19 protein-coding genes are annotated in these 22,300 nt (G+C 62.7%); 7 read left to right on the forward strand and 12 right to left on the reverse strand.

What is annotated here, in order from left to right; genetic code table 11:
• Nucleotides 1-279: 279 nt before the first annotated feature.
• On the forward strand, nt 280-966 hold the full coding sequence (locus BMZ70_RS25355; RefSeq protein WP_092280770.1) for a 5'-methylthioadenosine/adenosylhomocysteine nucleosidase: 687 nt from the start codon (nt 280-282) through the stop codon (nt 964-966).
• A 42-nt stretch (nt 967-1,008) separates the two neighbouring features.
• Here BMZ70_RS25355 and putA read toward each other — a convergent pair whose 3' ends face one another.
• Complete coding sequence (gene putA, locus BMZ70_RS25360; RefSeq protein ID WP_092280772.1) at nt 1,009-4,662, reverse strand: trifunctional transcriptional regulator/proline dehydrogenase/L-glutamate gamma-semialdehyde dehydrogenase; 3,654 nt, start codon at nt 4,660-4,662, stop codon at nt 1,009-1,011.
• A gap of 212 nt (nt 4,663-4,874) precedes the next feature.
• Between putA and BMZ70_RS25365 the strand changes: the two genes are divergently transcribed.
• Together BMZ70_RS25365 and BMZ70_RS25370 are read left to right on the forward strand one after the other, a co-directional pair.
• Entirely contained in the window at nt 4,875-5,330 is a 456-nt protein-coding gene (locus tag BMZ70_RS25365; protein WP_008443393.1) for an Lrp/AsnC ligand binding domain-containing protein, read from the forward strand.
• Between the two features lie 59 nt (nt 5,331-5,389).
• The gene (locus BMZ70_RS25370) at nt 5,390-6,946 is read left to right on the forward strand and encodes a methyl-accepting chemotaxis protein (RefSeq protein ID WP_092280774.1); all 1,557 of its coding nucleotides are present in this window, start codon (nt 5,390-5,392) and stop codon (nt 6,944-6,946) included.
• Nucleotides 6,947-6,955: 9 nt separating this feature from the next.
• On the opposite strand, the gene BMZ70_RS25375 is transcribed toward BMZ70_RS25370, so the two are convergent.
• Nucleotides 6,956-7,927, reverse strand: a complete 972-nt coding sequence (locus BMZ70_RS25375) for a LysR family transcriptional regulator (RefSeq protein WP_092280776.1) — start codon at nt 7,925-7,927, stop codon at nt 6,956-6,958.
• A gap of 164 nt (nt 7,928-8,091) precedes the next feature.
• Between BMZ70_RS25375 and BMZ70_RS25380 the strand changes: the two genes are divergently transcribed.
• Nucleotides 8,092-8,352 (forward strand): hypothetical protein, encoded by a 261-nt coding sequence (locus tag BMZ70_RS25380; RefSeq protein WP_229205591.1) that lies wholly within the window; start codon nt 8,092-8,094, stop codon nt 8,350-8,352.
• 46 nt (nt 8,353-8,398) lie between these two features.
• On the opposite strand, the gene BMZ70_RS25385 is transcribed toward BMZ70_RS25380, so the two are convergent.
• From BMZ70_RS25385 to BMZ70_RS25405, 5 genes are all read right to left on the reverse strand, one after another.
• Nucleotides 8,399-8,983 (reverse strand): chalcone isomerase family protein, encoded by a 585-nt coding sequence (locus BMZ70_RS25385; RefSeq protein WP_092280780.1) that lies wholly within the window; start codon nt 8,981-8,983, stop codon nt 8,399-8,401.
• A 98-nt stretch (nt 8,984-9,081) separates the two neighbouring features.
• The gene (locus BMZ70_RS25390) at nt 9,082-9,336 is read right to left on the reverse strand and encodes a YfhL family 4Fe-4S dicluster ferredoxin (protein ID WP_092280782.1); all 255 of its coding nucleotides are present in this window, start codon (nt 9,334-9,336) and stop codon (nt 9,082-9,084) included.
• A gap of 12 nt (nt 9,337-9,348) precedes the next feature.
• Entirely contained in the window at nt 9,349-9,840 is a 492-nt protein-coding gene (gene coaD / locus BMZ70_RS25395) for a pantetheine-phosphate adenylyltransferase (protein ID WP_092280784.1), read from the reverse strand.
• 87 nt (nt 9,841-9,927) lie between these two features.
• Nucleotides 9,928-10,575: a 16S rRNA (guanine(966)-N(2))-methyltransferase RsmD gene (rsmD, locus tag BMZ70_RS25400; RefSeq protein WP_092280786.1), complete on the reverse strand. Its 648-nt coding sequence runs from the start codon at nt 10,573-10,575 to the stop codon at nt 9,928-9,930.
• A 52-nt stretch (nt 10,576-10,627) separates the two neighbouring features.
• Nucleotides 10,628-11,527 (reverse strand): DUF6279 family lipoprotein, encoded by a 900-nt coding sequence (locus tag BMZ70_RS25405; protein WP_229205592.1) that lies wholly within the window; start codon nt 11,525-11,527, stop codon nt 10,628-10,630.
• A 28-nt stretch (nt 11,528-11,555) separates the two neighbouring features.
• Between BMZ70_RS25405 and glmU the strand changes: the two genes are divergently transcribed.
• Complete coding sequence (gene glmU, locus BMZ70_RS25410; protein WP_092280790.1) at nt 11,556-12,920, forward strand: bifunctional UDP-N-acetylglucosamine diphosphorylase/glucosamine-1-phosphate N-acetyltransferase GlmU; 1,365 nt, start codon at nt 11,556-11,558, stop codon at nt 12,918-12,920.
• A 433-nt stretch (nt 12,921-13,353) separates the two neighbouring features.
• Here glmU and BMZ70_RS25415 read toward each other — a convergent pair whose 3' ends face one another.
• Entirely contained in the window at nt 13,354-13,806 is a 453-nt protein-coding gene (locus tag BMZ70_RS25415; RefSeq protein WP_092280792.1) for an Lrp/AsnC family transcriptional regulator, read from the reverse strand.
• A 132-nt stretch (nt 13,807-13,938) separates the two neighbouring features.
• Here BMZ70_RS25415 and glmS point away from each other — a divergent pair, with 132 nt between their 5' ends.
• Together glmS and BMZ70_RS28185 are read left to right on the forward strand one after the other, a co-directional pair.
• Nucleotides 13,939-15,768 carry a glutamine--fructose-6-phosphate transaminase (isomerizing) gene (glmS, locus tag BMZ70_RS25420; protein ID WP_092280794.1) on the forward strand — a complete coding sequence of 610 codons (1,830 nt, stop codon included), beginning with the start codon at nt 13,939-13,941 and terminating at the stop codon, nt 15,766-15,768.
• Nucleotides 15,769-15,771: 3 nt separating this feature from the next.
• Complete coding sequence (locus BMZ70_RS28185) at nt 15,772-16,458, forward strand: hypothetical protein (protein ID WP_130301010.1); 687 nt, start codon at nt 15,772-15,774, stop codon at nt 16,456-16,458.
• An 11-nt stretch (nt 16,459-16,469) separates the two neighbouring features.
• Here BMZ70_RS28185 and BMZ70_RS25425 read toward each other — a convergent pair whose 3' ends face one another.
• From BMZ70_RS25425 to BMZ70_RS25440, 4 genes are read right to left on the reverse strand one after another with little or no spacing between them, the layout of a single operon-like run.
• Entirely contained in the window at nt 16,470-17,741 is a 1,272-nt protein-coding gene (locus BMZ70_RS25425; RefSeq protein ID WP_092281163.1) for an MFS transporter, read from the reverse strand.
• 43 nt (nt 17,742-17,784) lie between these two features.
• On the reverse strand, nt 17,785-19,650 hold the full coding sequence (locus BMZ70_RS25430) for a putative bifunctional diguanylate cyclase/phosphodiesterase (RefSeq protein ID WP_092280796.1): 1,866 nt from the start codon (nt 19,648-19,650) through the stop codon (nt 17,785-17,787).
• A complete protein-coding gene (locus tag BMZ70_RS25435; RefSeq protein WP_165403574.1) occupies nt 19,647-20,168 on the reverse strand; it encodes a YfiR family protein in 522 nt (173 codons plus the stop codon). Before BMZ70_RS25435 ends, BMZ70_RS25430 begins: the two co-directional genes overlap by 4 nt.
• Entirely contained in the window at nt 20,158-22,128 is a 1,971-nt protein-coding gene (locus tag BMZ70_RS25440; protein WP_229205593.1) for a TonB-dependent receptor plug domain-containing protein, read from the reverse strand. Before BMZ70_RS25440 ends, BMZ70_RS25435 begins: the two co-directional genes overlap by 11 nt.
• Nucleotides 22,129-22,300: the final 172 nt, after the last annotated feature.

The following is a 22,300-nucleotide window of genomic DNA, read 5'->3' on the forward strand; positions in this document are numbered from 1 at the left end:
CTGAACTGATACAGCGCTTATGCAGCGTGTTGTTTACGCTGTAAACAAATGATTTGTAAACGTATACATGACTTATCCACAGCTATTTGCACGTTTACTATTACCACTATTTTTATATAAACCTTTTGTAAACAACTAAAAGCATTGAATTAAACGGCTACTCGCCGTCTGGAAACCATCTAGCCATCAAAAAACGCCTTAAAATTCATTTTTTTCGCTACGCGATGTGGAAAAGACCGTTGATCTCCACAAGCAAGCTCGCAAAATTCAAGGAAAAACATGCGTTTAGGCATCATTAGTGCGTTGGCTGAAGAACAGCAGGGGCTGATAGAAGCCCTTGAGAGCCCTTCTAAGCACTTTTATGGGATGAGGGAGTACAGCAGCGGAAAACTCTGGGAAATCGACGCTGTGTGCGTTTTATCGCGTATAGGCAAGGTTGCAGCGGCAATGACAGCTGCAACTCTTGTGGAAAAGTTCGGAGTTACCCACATTGTCTTCACGGGCGTTGCTGGAAGCGGGGATAAAAACGTTAAGGTTGGCGATATCGTGGTGGCTGACTCGCTGCTTCAACATGATTTCGATGCCAGTCCACTGTTTCCGAGGCATGAAATCCCGCTGACTGGCCTGTCGCGCTTTGCGACTGACGTTGCTTTGACCGAGAGATTAGCTGGCGCTGCTGGGCAAATTACGCGTGTGCATCGCGGTTTGATTGCCAGCGGTGATCAGTTTATAGGCAAATTGAGCCAAATTCAGGCGCTGAAAGCGGAATTGCCTGATTTATTGGCCGTGGAAATGGAAGGCGCAGCAGTGGCGCAAGTGTGTTTCGAGCTTGGCATTCCGTTTGCCGTGATTCGAACGATTTCCGACAACGCCAACGATGACGCGGCCGTCGATTTCATGCATTTCATCAAAACGGTAGCCTCGCGCTACGCGTTTGATGTGATTCAAAACTTCTGCAAGTCGTAAAAAAAGCCGGGAGAACCCGGCTTTTTGCTTTCCAACGACTTTTTACGACGCTTGCAGCGTCATCAGGCTGGCGTTACCGCCTGCCGCCGTCGTATTCACGCACAGAGCGCGCTCAGCGAGCAAACGCCACAGCGGGATGGCACGGTCCTCATCGGTGCTGATCAGGCCCACCAGGGCGCCTTTACGGGCCGCCAAGGGGGCGTGCAAGCTGGCCGAGAGCATGTCTTCCACCAAAGCGATCTGGAAATCGGCGTTTTCCAGGCTGGAAACGGTCTGGATGCGGTCTTTTACGGCCGCAGGCAGGTCCGCCGGCAGTAGTTTGGCCACATCGCCCGGCACCAGCGCGATATTGCCGGTCGCCAGCGTTGCCGCCAGCTGGTTCAGCAAGCCGCCCAGCGTGCCCGCTGCGCAAGCGATGGCGCCACGGGACACCAGCGCCAGCGTGTTGCGTTCGCCGGTCGGGCCCGGCAGCGTGGTGAGGCTGCCCAGCAGGCTGGTGCGGCTGTATTGCTCGCCGAGGCTGGCAATATGCTGATGGCCGTGGGTTTTGGCCCATCCAACCAGCGCATCCAGCGCCGGCGTGCTCACGCGCTCGTGTTTAGGCAAGGCGATCGCGCCGCGTTGCAGGCGTTTCAGGTACAGCGGGCCGCCGGCTTTCGGGCCGGTGCCGGATTTGCCTTCGCCACCGAACGGCTGCACGCCCACCACCGCGCCGACGATGTTGCGGTTGATGTAGATGTTGCCCACGTGCGCGCTGCTGCTGATGTAGTCGATAGTTTCATCGATGCGCGAGTGCACGCCCAAGGTCAGGCCGAAGCCGCTGGCGTTGATTTGCTCCACCACTTTCGGCAGATCGGCGCGCTTGTAGCGAATCACGTGCATGACCGGGCCGAACACTTCTTGCGTCAGTTCGGCCAGCGAGCGGATTTCCAGCACGGTTGGCGGCACGAAGGTGCCGGCGCCGGTGACATTCGCAGGCAGGTCCAGCGAGAAGTAGTCCACCGCCGTCGCTTTCAGCTTGTTGATGTGGGCCAGCAGGTTTTGCTGCGCTTCGGCGTCGATCACCGGGCCGATATCGGTCACCAGGCGGTCCGGCGTGCCGACGTTCAGTTCCAGCATCGCGCCTTTCAGCATTTTGATGGTTTTTTCGGCGATATCTTCCTGCAGGAACAGCACGCGCAGCGCCGAGCAGCGCTGGCCGGCGCTGTCGAAGGCCGACGAAATCGCATCCTGCACCACTTGCTCAGGCAGCGCCGACGAGTCGACGATCATGGCGTTCTGGCCGCCGGTTTCGGCGATCAGCGGGATGTCGGCGTTTTCCGCCACGGCGCGCTTGGCCAGCGTGCGGTTGATCAGCTGCGCCACTTCGGTCGAGCCGGTAAAGATCACGCCTTTGACGCGGCTGTCGGCGGTCAGCGCGGCGCCGACCACTTCGCCACGGCCCGGCAGGAATTGCAGCGCGGCGCGCGGGATACCCGCCTGGTGCAGCAGTTCCACCGCGCGGTGGGCGATCAGCGGGGTCTGCTCGGCTGGCTTGGCCAGCACCACATTGCCGGCGGCCAGCGAGGCCGCCACCTGGCCGGTGAAGATCGCCAGCGGGAAGTTCCACGGGCTGATGCACGTTACCGGACCCAGCGCCAGCGAGTTGGTCGACCCGCTGATTTCAGCCGCGTAGTAGCGCAGGAAGTCCACCGCTTCGCGCAGTTCGGCGATGGCGTTGGGCAGCGATTTGCCGGCTTCGCGGATGGCCAGCGTCATCAGTTCCATCGCGTTGGACTCGAACAGGTCGGCGGCCTTGGTCAGCGCGGCGGCGCGGATCGATGGCTCGGTGGTTTGCCAGTCCATCGCGAAATTGCTGGCGCTGGTCAGCGCGGTTTCGACGTCGGCGGCGTTGGCTTCCACCAGCTGGCCGACGATATCGCTGCGTTGCGCCGGGTTGGTCACGTTCAGCACCGGCTGGCCGACGCTGATTTCACCGGCCAGCAGCGGCGCGGCGTGCCAGCTGCGCGGTGTCGCCAGCGCGTCGGAAATCTCGCGCAGCACGTTTTCATTGGCCAGGTCGAAGCCGGCCGAGTTCTTGCGCTCGGCGCCGAACATGTCCAGCGGCAGGGCAATGCCGGCGTGCGGCTGGCCGCCCTGCTCGCGTGCGCTGGCGACCGGGTCTTTCAGCAGCGACTCGATCGGGATGGCTTCATCGACGATCTGGTTCACGAACGACGAGTTGGCGCCGTTTTCCAGCAGGCGGCGCACCAGGTACGCCAGCAGCGTTTCGTGGGTGCCGACTGGCGCGTAAATGCGGCACGGCTTGTCGAGGTTGTCCTTGCCCACCACCTGGTCGTACAGCGATTCGCCCATGCCGTGCAGGCACTGGAATTCGTAGTCGGTCACGCCGTCGCGCTTGGCCCAGGTGTAGATGGTCGACAGGGTTTGCGCGTTGTGGGTGGCAAATTGTGGATAAATCAGGCCTTGTGCACCGAGCAGTTTCTGCGCGCACACCAGATACGACACGTCGGTGTAGACCTTGCGGGTGTAGACCGGATAGCCGCTCATGCCGTCCACTTGGGCGCGCTTGATTTCCGCATCCCAGTAAGCGCCCTTCACCAGGCGGACCATGAACTTGCGGCCGCTGCGCTTGGCCAGGTCGATCAGGTAATCGATCACGAACGGGCAACGTTTCTGGTAAGCCTGCACCACGAAGCCGATGCCTTCGAAACCGGCCAGCGCGGGATCGTGCGCCAGCGCTTCCATCAGGTCCAGCGACAGTTCCAGACGGTCGGCCTCTTCCGCATCGATGTTCAGGCCGATGTTGTAGTGCTTGGCCAGCAGCACCAGTTCACGCACGCGCGGCAGCAGTTCTTCCATCACGCGGGCGCGCTGGGCGCGGCTGTAGCGCGGGTGCAGCGCCGACAATTTCACCGAAATGCCCGGACCATTGCGGATGCCACGGCCGTTCGAAGCTTTGCCGATGGCATGAATCGCGGTTTCGTAGGAGGCGTAGTAGTTCTTGGCGTCGGCTTCGGTCAGCGCGGCTTCGCCCAGCATGTCGTAGGAATAACGGTAGCCGCGCGCCTCGTTGGCCTGGCCGTTCTTGATCGCCTCGTCGATGGTCTGGCCGGTGACGAACTGGTTGCCCAGCATGCGCATCGCCAGGTCCACGCCCTTGCGGATCAGCGGCTCGCCGCCCTTGGAAATCAGCTTGGTCAGCGCCGAGCCGAGGCCGGTCTCGCTGCTGGTCGACACCAGTTTGCCGGTAATCAGCAGGCCCCAGGTGGCGGCATTGACGAACAGCGACGGCGATTCGCCGAGGTGCTTGCGCCAGTCGCCCTTGCTGATTTTGTCGGCAATCAGGCGGTCGGCGGTGGCATTGTCGGGAATACGCAACAGTGCTTCAGCCAGACACATCAGTGCCACACCCTCGTCCGAGGACAGGGAAAACTCATGCATCAGCGCATCGACACCCGAGGCGCGGGTGCGTTCCGCACGCACCGAGCTGACCAGTTTATGGGCCAGTTGCTGGGCTTGTTCAATGCTGCCGGCGTCATGGTTTTTCAGCTGGTCGAGCAGCCATTGGACGGCGCTGACTTCGTCTTTGCGATAGGCCGCCGTCACTGCTGCGCGCAGGGGAATCGGGTCGCGCAGGACTTCCGCCTGGAGGGCGGCGAACGGGGTGTAACCGGAGGTGGTTGCTGCTTGCATTGGATACTCTCAGAAGAATTATTTTGAGCCGGTCCACGTACAAAAACACGCCCGGTCAGCGTGGCTGGCGAGCGTGATTTCAGGTGAACTGCTAATGATTCGATTGTAGAGGGATTTCTTCTGGATTAATTCTGGTAATGCGAGGGGCTAGCAATAGATAGTTTTTAGTGAGACAATTTAACCAAATAATATTTATTTGGGAGTTCCCGGAAATGTTAGACAAGATCAGCAAAAAAATCTTGATGGAATTGCAGAGCGATGGCCGGATCTCCAATGTGGAGCTGGCCGCGCGGGTAAATCTGTCGCCCGCCGCTTGCCTGGAACGCGTGCGCAAGCTGCACGAATCCGGGTATATCATGGGTTACACGGCGCAGCTGAATCCGCAGCTGCTCGATGTGTCCCTGCTCGTCTTCATCGAAGTCGTGCTCGATCGCACCACACCCGAAGTGTTCGACGCCTTCAAGCACAGCGTGCAGGTGATCCCGGAAGTGCTGGAGTGCCACATGGTTGCCGGCGGCTTTGACTATCTGGTCAAAGCGCGCGTCAAGGACATGGCTGCCTACCGCGAATTCCTGGGTAAAACCCTGCTGCAAAAAGGCGTGCGCGAGACACACACCTACGCCGTGATGGAAGAAGTGAAGAATACCACCAAGTTGCCCATAAAATAGCATCAAAGAAATAAATTAGTGGAGCCGCCCAAGGCGCCTGTTGTGATAACGGGGGACAGATGAAGCTTTTGCAGCATAAGTTGGTGCAACGTGGATTGTGGATTTTGGGTGCGACGGCTGGCGGTACCTGCCTCGCTTACTTATTCAACCTGATGGGAGCCGGCCCGGTGACGGCGGCCATTCCGGCTGCACTGGGCGGCGCGGCGGTGGCCTGGTGGGCGGCGCGCGGCGGCAATGAAGACGGCGGCGTGCGCCACTTCGCCCATACCGTGGGCGCGGAAATCGACGCCATCATGATCGGCGCGGCGGAAACCTCGTACTTCGTCGATTCGGTCAAAAAGAAAATCGAGCTGGACGTCGGCACTGCCGGCAATATTGTCCACAGCTCCAGCCAGAACGCCGACGCCACCGAGCGCATCGCCGCCAATGCCGAACGGGCCGCTAAAATTGCTGCCCAGGTGCGCGGCGAAACCGTGGCGGGCCGCACCGAGGCCGACAGCGGCCTGCAGCGCATCCGCACTGCGCGCGAAGATGCGCAAACTGCCGCCGCCGTGATGGCGGCGTTGCAAACTAACTCCCGCAAAATCTATGGCTTCACCGAGGCCATCAGCGAAATCTCGGCCCGCACCAACCTGCTGGCGCTGAATGCCGCGATCGAAGCGGCGCGCGCGGGTGAACAAGGCCGTGGCTTTGCCGTGGTCGCCAGCGAAGTGCGCCAGCTGGCGCTGCGCACCAAGGAAGCCACCGACGAGATCAGCACGATGGTGCGCGAGATTAACCAGCAGGCGGAGAAAGCGGCCAACGGCATGAGTTCGCTGGCGGTCAAGGTCAGCGAGGCGGCTGGCAACGTGGAAACCGTGCACGGGTTGCTGGGCAATATCGAGCGTTCGTCGAGCGAATCGGAGGACCAGATCGGCGAAATCGCCCGGGCCTCGCGCGAGCACGTGGCCACCACCGAGGAAATCGCCCATGCCATCGCCAGCATCCGCGACAGCCTGTTATCCACCGAGAAGGAATTGCCGCGCGCCGCTAGCTCGGCGATGGCGCTGGCGGAACGGGCGGAAGTGATTACCGGCGCGCTGGGCGAGTCAGATATCGAGAGTTCGCACGATGAAATCCGCCTGGCGGCGCAGCGTGCGGCGGCGGAAGTGGGCAAGATTTTCGAGCAAGCCATCGCCAGCGGCAAGATCACGCGCGAGGCGCTGTGGGACCGCCAGTACACGCCGATCCCGAACACCGATCCACCCAAGCACAAGACCCGCTTCGATGATTTCACCGACCGCGTGCTGCCGCCGCTGCAGGAAGGCTTGCTGCAAGCCATGCCGCAGCTGGCTTACGCCGGTGCTGTGGATAACAACGGCTATTTCCCCACCCACAACAAGAAGTTTTCCCAGCCGCTGACCGGGAACTATGACGTCGATATCGTCAACAACCGCACCAAGCGGATTTTCAGCGATCGCACCGGCAAGCGCTGCGGCTCGAACACCAAGCCGTTCCTGCTACAGACGTACAAGCGCGATACGGGCGAGGTCATGCATGACCTGTCGGCGCCGATTTATGTGGACGGCAGACACTGGGGCGGTTTCCGTATCGGTTACCGCTCCAGCAGCAAATAGTTTGACGAGTTAGCGGGTGGAAGCCGGCGGCGTCGGTGGATTGGCGACGCGGCTCTGGGTGACCGAGTTCATTTTCTCGAGGTGCATGCGCAGCCACTTGTGGGCCGGGCTGCGCGCATCGCGTTCGTGCCACAGCATGTCCAGGTGGACCGCCGGCAGCTGGAACGGCAATTCCTTGTGGATCAGCGCATCGGTCATGCCGGTCGCTGCGATCAGGTGGCGCGGCAGCACCGTAATCAAATCCGAGTTGGCCACCACGCGGCCGGCGGTAAAGAACTGGTTCACCGTCAGCAGGATGCGGCGCTCGCGCTGCAGCTGGGCCAGCGCCTCGTCGACCAGGCCGTGGGCGCGGCCCGAGAAACTCACCAGCAGGTGGTTGGCATCGCAGTAGTTTTCCAGGTTCAATTCGACCTTGGACAGCGGATGGTCGCGCCGCATCACGCACACATATTTACCCGAATACAAACGCTCATGGCGGATCGGCGAACCGGTTTCGTACGACAGCTGGGCCGCCACGCCGGGGAAGAAACCCACCGCCAGATCGATGTCGCCGCGCAGCAGCATCGGGCGCGGCTCGCGCGTGGTCAGCGGCACCATGCGCACGTTGACGCCCGGCGCCTCGCTCTCGATCGAGCGCATCAGCGACGGCAGCCACATGGCAGCGGTTGCATCGGCCATCGCCATCCGGAAGGTGGCGTGGGCGGCCGAGACGTCGAAGGTTTCCGGCGCCACCGCCGCTTCCAGGCTGGCCAGCGCGCTGCGCACGGACGGCCACAGCGATTCGGCGCGCGGGGTCGGCTTGACGCCGTAGGCGGTGCGGATCAGCAGTTCATCCCCGAGACTTTCGCGCAGCCGCTTGATGGCGTTGGAAACGGCCGGCTGGGTCATGGCCAGATGGCCGGCGGCGCGTGTCAGATTTTGCTCTGTCATCACGGCGTCGAAAACGCGCAGCAAATTCAGGTCCAGCGTCAGGAAGCTCATAGCGGCTCAAGGGAAGTGGTGTTGGAGAAATAACGATAGCACAGTCCATTCACCAAACGAATAATTGTTATGGAGAAAGAGAATTGGATACTTATGTTGCGCCGCACTATAGTTACGTCAGATTCTAAAGCTACGCTTAAACTATGTCCATCGCGATTTCTGTAATGCAAGATTTTTCATTGTTCGCCGCAATCAAGCTGGCGCTGGTTATCGCTGTGAGCGGCGGTTTGCTGGTGCTGTTCCAGCCGCTGCTGCGCGGCTGCCTGCGTGCGGCGGTGCTGGTCGTTAAGCCAAAGTTGAGCAAAGAGGAACGCTTGCAGCGCCGCCAGATGCGCGACGCCATGCTGCTCAAGCGCATGTTGAACCGTAGCGAGTGCGACCCGAGCCACGCCGCCGAACTGCGCGCAATGGCTTCGCGTGCTTAAAAATTAGGCGCGGTCACTGCTACCGCGCTGCACCATCAACCTCGCTTCACTTCTCCCCAAGCAAAGCCGGCTTCAAGGAACTATCGACCGGCTTATCACCCAGCCAGATACGCAGCACGGCGTTGTAGAACGCCACGTCCGGCATCAATTCCCCGAGTTTTTTACCGTTCAGATAGCACTGGGTGCCCTCGTTCGGGGTCCAGTCCAGCGACAGCTGGTCGCCTTTTTTCAGGGCCGGCGTCTGTGCGAACACTTCGCCGAACTTGGTGATTTGCGGCAGGATCTTGTTGCGCTCTTCCTTGCTGGTGTTGGCATTCAGGCCGTCCAGGAAGGCCTTGCCGAAATCGTCCGAGCTGACTTCGCGCAGCATGGTGATGGCCACCCGGCGCGGACCGGCCACCGCCAGCACGTCCGGCACGGTAGTTTTCTTTTCGGTCAGGTAGAGACCGGCGGCGTAGACCTTGAAGATGACCTTGGTGCGGATGCCGGCGCCGTTCAGCTTGAGCGGCTGGCCGGCCAGGGTGATGCTGTCGTCGAATTTGACGCCAGCCACCTCAACGGCGGCAAACGCAGGCACGGCGGCCAGCAGGGCGGCCGCCACGAGGGTACGCAGGGTAGTTCTACGGTTCATGAATGTCTCCGGGTTAGAAGTCTGTCGACTATACCACTGCGGAGACGGTGCGGCGCAGTTGGCCGCACGGTCATGCTTTTTTGCGCGGTTTTGGCTCGTCAGGCCTTGGCGGCCTGCAGCAGTTCGAACTTGGCGAACAGCTGGTCTTTGGTTTCGCGGTGTTCCGGGTGGAACGGAATGCAGCTGACCGGGCACACTTGCTGGCACTGCGGCTCGTCGAAGTGGCCGACGCACTCAGTGCACTTGTCCGGATTGATTTCGTAAATTTCCGCGCCCATGTAGATCGCGTCGTTCGGGCACTCGGGCTCGCACACGTCGCAATTGATGCAGTCGTCGGTAATCATTAAGGCCATGACAGAACTCGCTTATTCGGCTTGGGTGGCAGCAATTTTCTTTTGCAGCCAACGGTCGACCGATGGGAACACAAACTTGGACACATCCCCACCCAGCATGGCGATTTCGCGCACGATGGTGCCGGAGATGAATTGATACTGGTCGGACGGCGTCAGGAACATGGTTTCGACGTCCGGCAGCAGGTAGCGGTTCATGCCCGCCATCTGGAACTCGTACTCAAAGTCGGACACGGCGCGCAGGCCGCGCACGATCACGCGGGCGTCGTGCTCGCGCACGAAGTCCTTCAGCAGGCCGGAAAAGCTTTCGACCCGCACATTTGGGTAGTGGCCCAGCACTTCATTGGCAATTTCCAGCCGTTCATCGAGCGAAAAGAATGGCTTCTTGTTCTTGCTATCCGCCACGCCGACCACCAGCGTGTCGAACAAGCCCGATGCGCGACGCACCAGGTCCTCGTGACCACGGGTCAGCGGATCGAACGTACCCGGATAAACAGCTACTACCATTGCGGCTCCCTGCAGTGCACCAATATAGAACGCGCATTATGCCCTAAAAATGACATTTGCCTTCATTTGGCGCTGTTTTAACTGCAATTACGCTTGATATTTTATTAAATGATAGAACACCATCCCGGCCTTGTCGGCCCGGAGGATTTCCCAATTTGCCATCCATTCAGGGGCTTCGCCCTCGGCGAATTCCAGCGACAGTCCAGATTCAGCATATACCAGTCCGCCCTCTTTCAACAGTTTGCTGCACAGCGGCAGGGCGCGCTCCAAAAAAGTCTGCTGGTACGGTGGATCGAGGAAAACCAGGTCGAATTTCTGGCCGCGCAGGGCCGCCGATTGCGCCGCCGCCAGCGCATCGCCGCGCGTGATGGTGACGTTGTCGGCTTTGAGCTTGGTTTTGATCTCGTCCAGCTGGCGCGTGACTTGGGTGTTGCTGTCGATCATGATGACCGACTGCGCGCCACGGCTGGCAGCCTCGAAACCGAGCGCGCCGCTGCCGGCGAACAAGTCCAGCACCTGCAGGTCGGCCCAGTAGCCGTCGCGCTGGTGGTTGATCCAGTTAAACACCGTCTCGCGTACGCGGTCCGGAGTCGGGCGCAGGCCAAGCGCGCTCAGCACCGGCAGCGGCGTGCGCTTCCACTGGCCGCCGATGATGCGTACCTGGTTGGAATGCTGAGGACCGTGGACCGGAACTTTGGCGGGTTTGGCAGGCTTGCTGGCGGGCTTCTTCGGCATGTGGCGATGATCTAAGTCATTGATTCAAAGGAGAATCATACCACAGCAGACCTTAGCGCTGCTCGGCCGCCAGTTGCTTGAGGTCGTCGATCCAGCCCTGCATGCGTTTGTTCGCGTGGGCTTTCTGGGCCGGCGTGGCCAGCTGGATCACGGTCAGGATCAGCTGCACATTGCCTTCCTCTGCGGCATCGAAAAACGCCTTGCGCTCGGACGGCTGGTCCATGCGGTCAAAGCTGTCCTTGATCAGTGTGTGCAGCAGCGCGATGGTGGCGTCCTTGCTGAGTTTGTCCTGCTGCACCTTGCGCACCGCCGTCAGGATCATCTTCTGGCGTCGCTGGCGTTCGTCCAGCCACAACGCATTGTCCAGCGGCCGCGCGTCGGACGCCTTGCGGATCTGCGCTTCCTGCTCGCTGGTGAAGTTGCCGAACCACAGCTCGAACTGCTCCATCGATTTCTGATAGCGGAACTTTTGCTGCGCTTCCCTGTCGCCGCGCATATTCTTTTTGCGGAACTCGGCAGTGTTGGCAGCAAACTTGCGTTCCAAGGTGGCGATCTGGTCTGGCTGCAATGAGCGCGCCAGGTCGGCCAGTTCCGGCAGCGCCTTGAACAGCAGCAGCTCGGTACGGTCCTTGATTTCGTCGTAGTCGTTGTGCAGGTCGGCTGCAGTGGGCCCGGCGGCCAACTGGCGCTGCGCCGTCTGCAGGATTTGCATGTAGTCGCGCAGCTGGGTCTTGCGGTGCCAGCGGAACAGCTCATCGATATCCTTCCTGACCCAGTCTTTTTGATCGCTGTTCAGGTCGACATAGCCGTCGATCCACCAGTACAGCAGCGTGTCGCCATTGTTGTAGGCCAGGCGCAGCGAACTGCAGCCGGCCAGCACGGTCATGAGCATGATCAGGAACAGGCCGTATAGCGTCCGGCGGCCGACTGGGGGCATGTTAGACTTTTGCATTTACACACTCACTCGATTTGGCACCTCTATGAACGTCGTTATCCTCGCCGCCGGCATGGGCAAGCGCATGCAATCCGCACTGCCGAAAGTTTTACATCCGTTGGCTGGCAAGCCGCTGCTGCAGCACGTGCTCGATACCGCGCGCAGCCTGTCCGCCGGCCGATTATGCGTGATTTACGGTCACGGCGCTGCGGCTGTCCAGGCCTTGCTGGCCAAGCAGCCGGCGCCGGTCGCCACCGCGCTGCAGGAACAGCAACTGGGCACCGGCCACGCCGTGATGCAGGGCCTGCCGGAGCTGGATGACAACGTCCCTACCTTGATTCTCTACGGCGACGTGCCGCTGACCACTGCCGCCTCGCTGCAAGCGCTGATCGACGCCGCCGGCAACGACAAGCTGGGCATCCTGACGGTGGTACAGGACGATCCTACCGGTTTGGGCCGCATCGTGCGTGAGAACGGCCACATAGTGCGCATCGTCGAGCAAAAAGATGCCAATGAGGCTGAACGCGCCATCAAGGAAATCAACAGCGGCATCATGGTCGCGCCGACCAAGCGCCTGAAACAGTGGCTGGGCGCCATTAAGAATGAAAATGCCCAGGGCGAGTACTACCTGACTGACATCGTCGCGCTGGCCGTGGCGGATGGCGTGCCTGTGGTGTCGGCCCAGCCGTCGGCGGTGTGGGAAGTGGCCGGCGTCAACAGCAAGGTGCAGTTGGCCGAGCTGGAACGCATCCACCAGCGCAACATCGCCAACCAGCTGCTGGAACAAGGCGTGACGCTGCTGGACCCGGCTCGCATCGACGTGCGCGGTGAGCTGGTCTGTGGTAGCGACGTCACCATCGACGTCGGCTGCGTGTTTGAAGGCAAGGTTGAGCTGGGCGAAGGCGTGCACATCGGCGCACACAGCGTGATCGTCAACGCCCGCATCCTGGCCGGCGCGCAGATCAAGCCGTTCTGCCACATCGAAGAGGCGGTGGTGGGCGAAGTGTCCATCATCGGGCCATATGCGCGCCTGCGTCCGGGCACCGTGCTGGCCGAGGATGTGCATGTGGGTAACTTCGTCGAGATCAAGAACGGCCAGGTGGCCGCGCACAGCAAGGCCAATCACCTGGCCTACATCGGCGACGCCACCATCGGCTCGCGCGTCAATGTCGGCGCTGGCGTTATCACCTGCAACTACGACGGCGCCAACAAATTCCGCACCGTGATCGAAGACGACGCCTTCATCGGCAGCGACAGCCAGCTGGTGGCCCCGGTCACGGTCGGCAAGGGCGCGACGCTGGGCGCCGGCACCACCCTGACCAAGGATGCACCAGCTGGCAAGCTGACGGTATCGCGTCCGCGCCAGGTCACCATCGACAACTGGACCCGTCCTGTCAAAGTCAAAAAGTAAGCGAGAAGTTTTCCACTGGAATGGCGCCTGCGGGCGCCATTTTTTTTGTGGATAAACTTGTGCGTAAGCGCTTGGCAAGCGCAGGACAACGCGTGGACAAATAATTCATACAGCTATGAAATATCTAGCGTGCTGCAATTTCAGCACCTGCTGCCAGTAAACCCGGCAAATGTGTATAACTTTGTGAGTAAGTGGCTGGGTAAGTGCTGGATAAGTGCTGGGTAAGGCTGAATAAGTAGCGGATAACTATTTCTTCGCCAAATAGCCTGTGCATAAAGCTGTGGGAAAGCGCTGGAGTAGCGTCGGGATAACTGCGGGATAAGTTGGTCTGTACAAGTTTTCCCAGTTCGCCGGAAAAGGCTTGTGGAAAAACTTGTGGCTAACCTTGTGAAAACAGGCGGGATAAACTTGTATAAGCCTGGGATAACCTGGCTCAAATGGCGATGCGCGTCTCGAACTTGCTGCGGAAAGTCGAGAAATACGCCTTCACATTGCGGACGTTGGCGTGGCTGGTGAATACCCGGTGCGCCAGCGCGTGGTAGGCCGGCATGTCGGGGACCTGTACCACCAGCACAAAGTCCGGCCCCGGCGCCACGCGGTAGCATTGCAGCACCGCCGCCTCGCCGGCGACCAGCGCTTCAAACTCAGCCATGCGCTCGGCGGCCTGGATATCCAGCGAGATTTCCACAAGCGCCGTCAAACTGGGCCCGACTTTTTCGGGCGCCACGATGGCGACTTGCCGTTGGATCACCCCGCTTTCGCGCAAATGCTTGACGCGGCGCAGGCAGGTTGGCGGTGAAACGTGCACGGCAGCGGCCAATTCAGCGTTGGTTTGAGATGCATCAACTTGCAGCGCATTCAAAATGCGACGATCTATTTCATCCATAGGGCGTTTAAGAAATAATATTTCACAAGATGGGTATGGTGAAATTTTATGCCAATTTAGCGTAAATTAAGAAAGCTTATTTCATCAGCGCTGTTCTACGATGGCTTTCTGACTTAACTGAAGAGGTTTCCCATGTGCGGCATCGTCGGCGCGGTAGCGCAACGCAATATCACTCCTATCCTGCTGGAAGGCCTGAAACGCCTGGAATATCGCGGTTACGATTCCTGCGGCGTTGCCCTGCATGTGGATGGCCAGCTGCAGCGCTCGCGCAGCACCTCGCGTGTGGCGGATCTCGAAAAGCAGATCAGTGACGCGCACCTGCAAGGCTTCACCGGCATCGCCCACACCCGCTGGGCCACGCACGGCGCGCCGGCTTCGCACAACGCCCATCCGCACTTCTCGCCATCGACCGAACAGGCGCGTATCGCGCTGGTCCACAACGGCATCATCGAAAACCACGACGAACTGCGCGCCGAACTGACCGCGCTCGGTTACGTGTTCCAGAGCCAGACCGACACCGAAGTGATCGCCCACCTGGTCGACCACATGTACAACGGCGACCTGTTCGACACCGTGCAGCACGCCGTCAAGCGCCTGACCGGCGCCTACGCGATCGCCGTGTTCTGCCGCGAAGAGCCGCACCGCGTGGTGGCCGCGCGCCAGGGTTCGCCGCTGATCGTCGGCATCGGCCAGGGCGAAAACTTCGTCGCCTCGGACGCGATGGCGCTGGCCGGCACCACCGACCAGATCATTTACCTTGAAGAAGGCGACGTGGTCGACCTGCAATTGGGCCGCGTCTGGGTGGTCGACAGCAATGGCAAGCAAGTCCAGCGCGAAGTGAAAACCGTGCAGGCGCACACCGGCGCGGCCGAGCTGGGCCCGTACCGCCACTACATGCAGAAAGAAATCTTCGAGCAGCCGCGCGTGATCGGCGATACGCTGGAAGGCGTCACCGGCGTCATGCCCGAGCTGTTCGGCGACGGCGCCTACAACGTCTTCAAGCAGATCGACCGCGTGCTGATCCTGGCTTGCGGCACCAGCTACTACTCGGGCCTGACCGCCAAGTACTGGATCGAATCGGTGGCCAAGATCCCGGTCAACGTCGAAATCGCGTCCGAATACCGCTACCGCGACAGCGTGCCGCACCCGAACACGCTGGTGGTGACCATCTCGCAAAGCGGCGAAACCGCCGACACCCTGGCCGCGCTGAAACACGCGCGAGCGCTCGGCATGGAACATACGCTGACCATTTGCAACGTCGCCACCAGCGCGATGGTGCGCGAATGCAAACTGGCCTATGTCACCCGCGCCGGCGTCGAAGTGGGTGTGGCGTCAACAAAGGCCTTCACCACCCAGCTGGCCGCGCTGTTCCTGCTGACCCTGTCGCTGGCGCAAGTCAACGGCCGCCTGACCGATGCGGAAGAAGCCGAACACCTGAAAGCCATGCGTCACCTGCCGGTGGCGATCTCGGCGGTGCTGGCGCTGGAGCCGCAAATCATCGCCTGGGCCGAAGATTTCGCACGCAAGGAAAACGCCCTGTTCCTCGGTCGCGGCATGCACTATCCAATCGCGCTGGAAGGCGCGCTCAAGCTCAAAGAGATTTCCTACATCCACGCGGAAGCCTATCCTGCGGGCGAGCTGAAGCACGGCCCGCTGGCGCTGGTGACGGAAGAAATGCCGGTGGTCACGGTGGCGCCGAACGACGTGCTGATCGAAAAGCTCAAATCGAATATGCAGGAAGTACGCGCGCGCGGCGGCCAGCTGTACGTGTTTGCCGACGTCGACTCGCGCATTACCTCGGGCGAAGGCGTGCACGTGATCCGCCTGCCGGAACACTACGGCCTGCTGTCGCCGATCCTGCACGTCGTCTCGCTGCAGCTGCTGGCCTACCACGCCGCCCTGGCGCGCGGCACCGACGTCGACAAGCCGCGCAATCTGGCGAAGTCGGTAACCGTGGAGTAAAACATGGCGCATTTCAGGGGTGTCGCCGGCGCATTTGCTCTAGTGGTTTTGTCCGCTTGCAGTTTCAGAGGTTTTAAACCTCCACCGCCTGCTTTTGAAAGTTACGTGCGCGCAGGCGCGTCGGGCGATGATGTAAAACGCTCGATGCTGGCATGCGGGTACCGTAATGTCTTCATAACCGATCGTGATGAAACGCTGAATGATCTCGCAAGCCATGAAAATTGTATGTTCTCTCAAGGCTATCGACACCCTGATGGCTGGAAAGGTCTATGCTCCAGAAACTATGAGCAGGATCTTGCCTTGCCGGCTTGCGTTGAGAAGAAACAAGGCTATCCCGTAAGCCTTGATCAGCTAAAAGCGCTGCCTTTTTATGGCGACGCGGGGTTTGCGCGGTTTTCGCAAAGTGAATCGCATTTTACGGAGTCTGACCGCATCACTTGGCGTAGGGCTGATTCATCCCTGGATTTCCGGCAGGTTGGGGAGAATCAGCGTATCGCGTTGCCTGTAATGTATGAATGCGCTTACCCCCAGCCCTTGGGGAGCAATACGACTGAAGTCACGGTGGATACCGTTGTGAAGGCGCAAGTGTGTATGCAGAACAGGGGCTTTATTCCTGCTGGGACTCGTTCAGTTCCGCACCCAATGATTCCGATTTGTCGATGGTATCCAAAGCTGCCTGAATGTCAGTAGGTTTCAGGGCGCTATTCGGGGATCGGTTTGGTGACCAGGAAGTGGTAGGCCATTGCGCCGGCGAAGGCGATGCCGGCGCCGGTCAGCAGGGCCGGCACGAACGACCAGCCCTGCGCGATATAGCCGGTCAGCACCGGCGCCAGCGCGCCGCCGAGGAAGCCGCCGAAGTTCTGGATCGCACCCAGCGAGGCGATGTGGCTGCGCGGCGCCGCCACCGTCGCCAGCGACCACGCGCAGGCCGACGAGGCGTTGGCCAGGAAGATCACCATCGAGATGCAGGCCACGGCCACCACATTGCTCTCCACCAGCGCCGCCGGGATGGTGAACGCGACCATGCCCAGCATGGTGGCCACCACCGCGTTGCGGCGGCCGGAGATCGGCGAGGTGGCCGCCTTCACCACCCGGTCGGAGGCCCAGCCGGCCACCAGCGCGCCAGCGAAGCCGCACAGGAAGGGAATCGACGCCGCCACGCCGGCGTAGGCCAGGTCCATATGGCGCTCGGTGCGCAGGTAGCCCGGCAGCCAGGTCAGGTAGACCCAGTTCAGATAGACCGAACCAAAGAAGCCCAGCATCATGCCCCACGTTGCCCGATGGCGGAACAGCGCGCCCCAGGCGGCGGCGCTGGTCTTGGGGGCGGCGGCGCCGGTCTCGGCGATTTCAAGGTAGGCGCGTTCTTCGGCGTCCAGCTGGGCCGGGACCGGATCGCGATACAAGCTGACCCACACCAGCGCCACCACCAGCCCGAGCGCGCCGGTGACGAAGAAGGCCCAGTGCCAGCTGGTGGCCAGGATCAGCGGCGGCAGGCACAGCGGCGCCAGCGCCATGCCCAGCGGCGAGGCCGAATTGAAGATGCCGGTTGGCGTGCCGCGCGCGCGCGGCGGGAACCAGTTGCTGACGGCGCGCGCCGCCGACGGGAAATGCGGCGCTTCGCCGATGCCCAGCGCGATGCGCGCCAGCACGAAGTAGCCGAAGCCCGAGGCCAGTCCGCCGGCCGCCTGCGCCAGCGACCACACCAGCAGCCCGATGCCGAGCAGCCAGCGCGGGCCGATCTTGTCGACCAGCGCGCCCACCGGCAGCTGGCACAGTGCATAACTCCACGAAAACGCCGATAGCAGCAAGCCCATCTGGCCTAGCGTCAGGCCGAGATCGGCGCGGATGAATTCATTGGCCACCGCCAGCGTGGCGCGGTCGAGGTAATTGATGACGCCGCCGACCACCAGCAGCGTCAGGGTCAGGATCTGGCGGCCACGGATGCGGGCGGGAGGGGCTGGGATGGTTATCATGGCGGCGAGTATAGCCAACTCCGCCATGCCGCCGGGAATTTCCTTAACCGGCCGCCGGCAGCGCCAGGTAGCGCGCGGCAAAGTCCTGCGGCGGCATCGGCCTGCCGAGCAGGAAGCCTTGCGCCATTTCGCAACCGGCCGCGCGCAGCCAGTCCAGCTGCGCCTGGTCTTCCACGCCTTCCGCCACCACCGTCAAGCCAAAGCCGTGCGCCAGCGCCAGGATGGCGTGGATCACGGTCTCGCCGCTGTGTGGCAGCAGTTGCACGAAGCTGCGGTCGACCTTGAGCTGGTTGATCGGGAAGCTTTGCAGGTAGGCCAGCGAGGAATAGCCGGTGCCGAAATCGTCGATGGACAGCCCAACGCCGAGCGCCCGCACCGCCTGCATGAAGGCCACCGCGCCGGCGACGTCCTCCATCAGCACGCTTTCGGTCAGTTCCAGCTCGAGCCGCTCGGGGGGCAGCCCGCTCAGGGCCAGCGCACGCATCACGTCGTCGATGAAGCCCGGCTCGCGCAGCTGGCGCGCCGACATGTTCACGGCCAGGGTCAGCGGCGGCGCCCCGGCCTGGTCCCACGCCATCACCTCGTGGCAGGCGCGGTGCAGCACCCAGCTGCCGAGCTGCACGATCAAGCCGCTGTCCTCGGCGATCGGGATGAACTCGGCGGGCGACACCAGCCCGTGCTCGGGATGGTTCCAGCGCAGCAGCGTTTCCACCCCGACCAGCGCGCCGCTGGTGCAATCAAACTGCGGCTGGTAGTGCAGCGTCAGTTGCTGCTGGTCGACGGCATGGCGCAGCTCGCGCTCGAGCGCGGCACGGCGCTGGGCGGCGACGGTCATGGCTGGCACGAACTCGGCCAGACGGTTGCGACCACCGTGCTTGGCGTGGTACAGCGCGGTGTCGGCGCTGCTTACCAGTTCGCTCATGCTGTGGGCGTCGTCCGGATACAGGCACAGGCCGACACTGGCGGTGGCAAAGAATTCGCCCGATTCCAGCTGGAACGGCCGCCGCAGCGCCTGCGTGACCTGGGACGCCATCGCCAGCGCGGCGGCGCGGTCGGCCACCGGCCAGGCGATGATGGCAAACTCGTCGCCGCCGATGCGGCCCAGCAGGTCGGTCGCGCGCACCGCACCCAGCAAGGCCGCCGCCACTTGCGTGAGCAATTCGTCGCCGGCCGCGTGGCCGGCGGTGTCGTTGACCACCTTGAAGTTGTCGAGGTCGACCAGCAGCAGCGCCAGTTGCTGCCCCTGGGCCCGCGCGCGCTCGAGGTCGACCGCCAGCCGCGCATAGGTGGAATGGCGGTTGGGCAGCCCGGTGACGTGGTCGGTGTGCGCCATGTACTCGAGCTTGCGCTCGGCGGCGGCCACGCGCGCGCGCGTCTTGCGGCTGAGCACCGTTACCACCAGCATGGCCAGCAACGAGGCCACCGCCAGCAGGCCGAGGTAGCGCAGCATGGCGGTGCGCAGCTGGCTGGTGCCGGTCCGCAGCACGGTCTGGCCCAGCACGGTGTTGCGGTGGCGCACGGTCTCGGTGACGGTCACCACGTCGTCCGGGCTGTCGCCGGCGTCCGGCTGGCGCGCCGGCAATTGGCTGTCCGGATAGGAAAATTCGGCGAACAGCTGGCCATGTTGGTCGTAGACGCCGATCGCGCGCAGGCCGGGTGCGTAGCGGAACGCGCGCAGCACGTCGCGGGCGGCCTCGCGGTCGCCAAACATCAACGGCGCGGTCACGCTGTCGGCCACGATGGCGGCCTGCACGCGCGCGCCCTCGGTCAGCGCGTGGCGCATGTCGAGCAACTGGTAAGCGATCAGCACCGCGCCGGTGATCACCAGTGCGGCCACCGCCGCAATCAGCTGGCTGGTGCCGAGGGCGCTGGCGATCGGCACCGGCCTGGGGGCGGGCGTGCGGGTCATCGGACATTCCTTGCCAGCCGCAGCAGGCGCGAGCTGAAGTGCAGGCCGGCCCGTGCCGCCTCTGCCGTATCGATATCAAAGCGCAAGTGCTGGTCCTCCTCGATCAGGGCCACCGCGCCGGCGTAACCGTTCTTGGGCTCGTCGACGATGGCCAGGATGCCATTGCCCAGTTCGGCGGGCCGGGGGCCGCCGCCGCGCAGCACGGCCACGTCGCATTGCACGCCGGGGCCGGCTTCGAGCACGGCCAGCGGCCGCCCGCTCACCGGCTTGCCCTGCAGCTTGCGCAAGCTCTGCCCTAGCGCATGGCCGCCGCTGACGCATACGGTCAGCGGGCGCGCGGCCGGCGCGGCGGCCGGCCAGCTGGTGAACTGCGCGATATTGTAGACATAGGCGGCCTTCAGCGCGGCGTCGTCCGACTGGGCGCAGGCATAACGCGCCAGGGCCGGGACCAGCGCCAGCACGGCCAGCGCGACGCCGCACCGCAGCCTGGCTCCGCTGGGCCTGAAGTCAGAACGCATAGCCGATCTTGGCGACCACGGTGCGCCCTTCGCGCGGGATCGTCTGCTGCACGAAAGCCGGCCCGGCCGGGTCGGCATAGCGCTGGTTGCCGGTGTTGAAGAGGCTGACCGACCAGTCCAGCCCGGCCGTGCGGCGGCGCGCCGGCAACACGGTCAGGTTCCAGCCGCAGTAGCCGGCGGCGGTGGCTTGCTCGGTCAGGCGGCGCGACATGCACCGGCCTTCGATGCCCAGCCGCAGGGCCGCGCCCAGCGGCGTGGTGGCGTTGAGCTTGGCCAGGTGGCGCGGCGAATTAACCAGCCCCGCCCCGTCGCCATCGCGCGCGCGCTGCCAGGCATAGTTGGCGCGCAGCCGGGTGCCGCCGGCAAACATGCGCTCGGCGGACAGCTCGATGCCGTTGGCCGAGGCCCGCTCGGTGTTGTCGAACATCAGCAGGCCGTCGGCGCGGACGATCTGGGTGATCAGGCCGGAGAGGCGGTAATGGTAAGCCGCCACCGTGACCTTGCTGTAGGCGTCCGGCTGGCGCTCCCACACCAGCTCGTGCGTGGAGATTTCTTCTGCGCGCAGGCGCGGGTTGGCGGCCTGGCCGCCTTCGCCCTCGCCCACCGCGTAGTAGAGTTCGTAGGCGTTGGGCGAGCGGTAGGCGGTGCCGTAGATCAGCTTGAGGGTGTCGATGGCGCTGGCCTGCCAGACCAGCGCCGTGCGCGGACTGAAGCGCTTGCCGGAAATGCTGTCGTGGTCATAGCGCAGGCCGGCGTTGAGGATGAGTGCGCTGGTCAGCCGCAGCTCGTCTTCCAGATAGGCGCCGGCGCGGCTGTCGTGGCGGCGGTCGTCCAGCCGCAACTCGCGCGGGTCGAGGTCAAAGTTGAATTGGTCGCGGCGGGCATTGCGGCGGGCGTCGAGCCCGATCACCAGCCGGTGGTCGCGGAGGCCGGTCAGGGTGGCGTTGAGGTTGAGCGCATACCACGCGGCGTGATCGCCATCGACGTTCTGGCGGGGCTGGCCCTGCTGGTCCGGATACCAGCCCACACCGGTGTATTCGGCGCGTCCCCAGTCCACGCGGCTGGTCAGCGATACATGCTCGCTGGCGGTCATGTTGTAGGACAGGCTGGCAAAGCTTTGCGTATCGCGCGTGTAGTTGGGGGCATTAAAAACGGCGCCGAAGGAAGCGGTCGGCACGCCTTTCACGCGGTCGATGTAGCCGCTGCTGAAGGCCCAGCCGCCGTGGCTGGCCTTGAAGAACGCGCCGTGCGTGCGCTGGTAGTCGAGGCCCTCGGCCAGGCCGTTGTTTTGCGACGGCGTATCGAATTCCGCCGCGTACAAGGCGTCGCCGCGGCGACGCGAGGCGTTGACGGAAAACAGCACATCGGTGCCATCCTGGGCATGGTAGCCATAGCTGGCGCGGCCGCGCCGTTCGCCCTTGCTGCCGACCGAAAACCCGGCTTGCGGCCCGCTCATGGCACTGCCGGCCTTGGTGATGACGTTGATCACGCCAAACAGCGCGTTCGAGCCGTACACGGCCGCACCCGGCCCCGGCACGTATTCAATGCGCTCGACCAGGTCCATGTCCACCAGGCTTTCGTTGCCGATGGAGGCCTGGTCGTACACGCTGTCGTTGATGCGCACGCCATCGATCAGCAACAGGAAGCGGCTGTCGTAGTCGCCAGGGCGCAGGAAGCCGCGCGCGCCCAGGTAGTCGTAGTTGCGGTCGCTCGATACGTACAGGCCCGGGAGGGAGGACAGGGCGTCGCCCAAGGTGCGCCAGCCATGCTCGCGCACGTCCTGCGAGGTCAGCACCGCCACCGCCGACGGGGCGTCGCTGACGCGCTGGGCCAGGCGCGAGGCCGACGTCACCATCGTGACGTCCATCAGGCTTTCCAGCGGCAAGGCGCTGAGTTCATCCTGCCCGGAAACCTCGGCCGCCTGCGTGTGGCAAGTCTGGAAGAAAAACAAAAGCAGCAAGCTGCGGAGGCGGTCGGATGGATTCACAATCGGGCGATAACACATTGGCTCAGGGAAATCATGTTACCCTCGGCCCGCCCGGAAAACCCGATTTCATGCCATTTTGGAAATTTCCTGCTGCGTCATTGCAACAGCCTGGCGCCGAGCAGCCACCGTGGCCCGACCTTGTCGA

Source organism: Duganella sp. CF402, from assembly GCF_900109645.1.
Classification (GTDB): Bacteria; Pseudomonadota; Gammaproteobacteria; order Burkholderiales; family Burkholderiaceae_D; genus Rugamonas.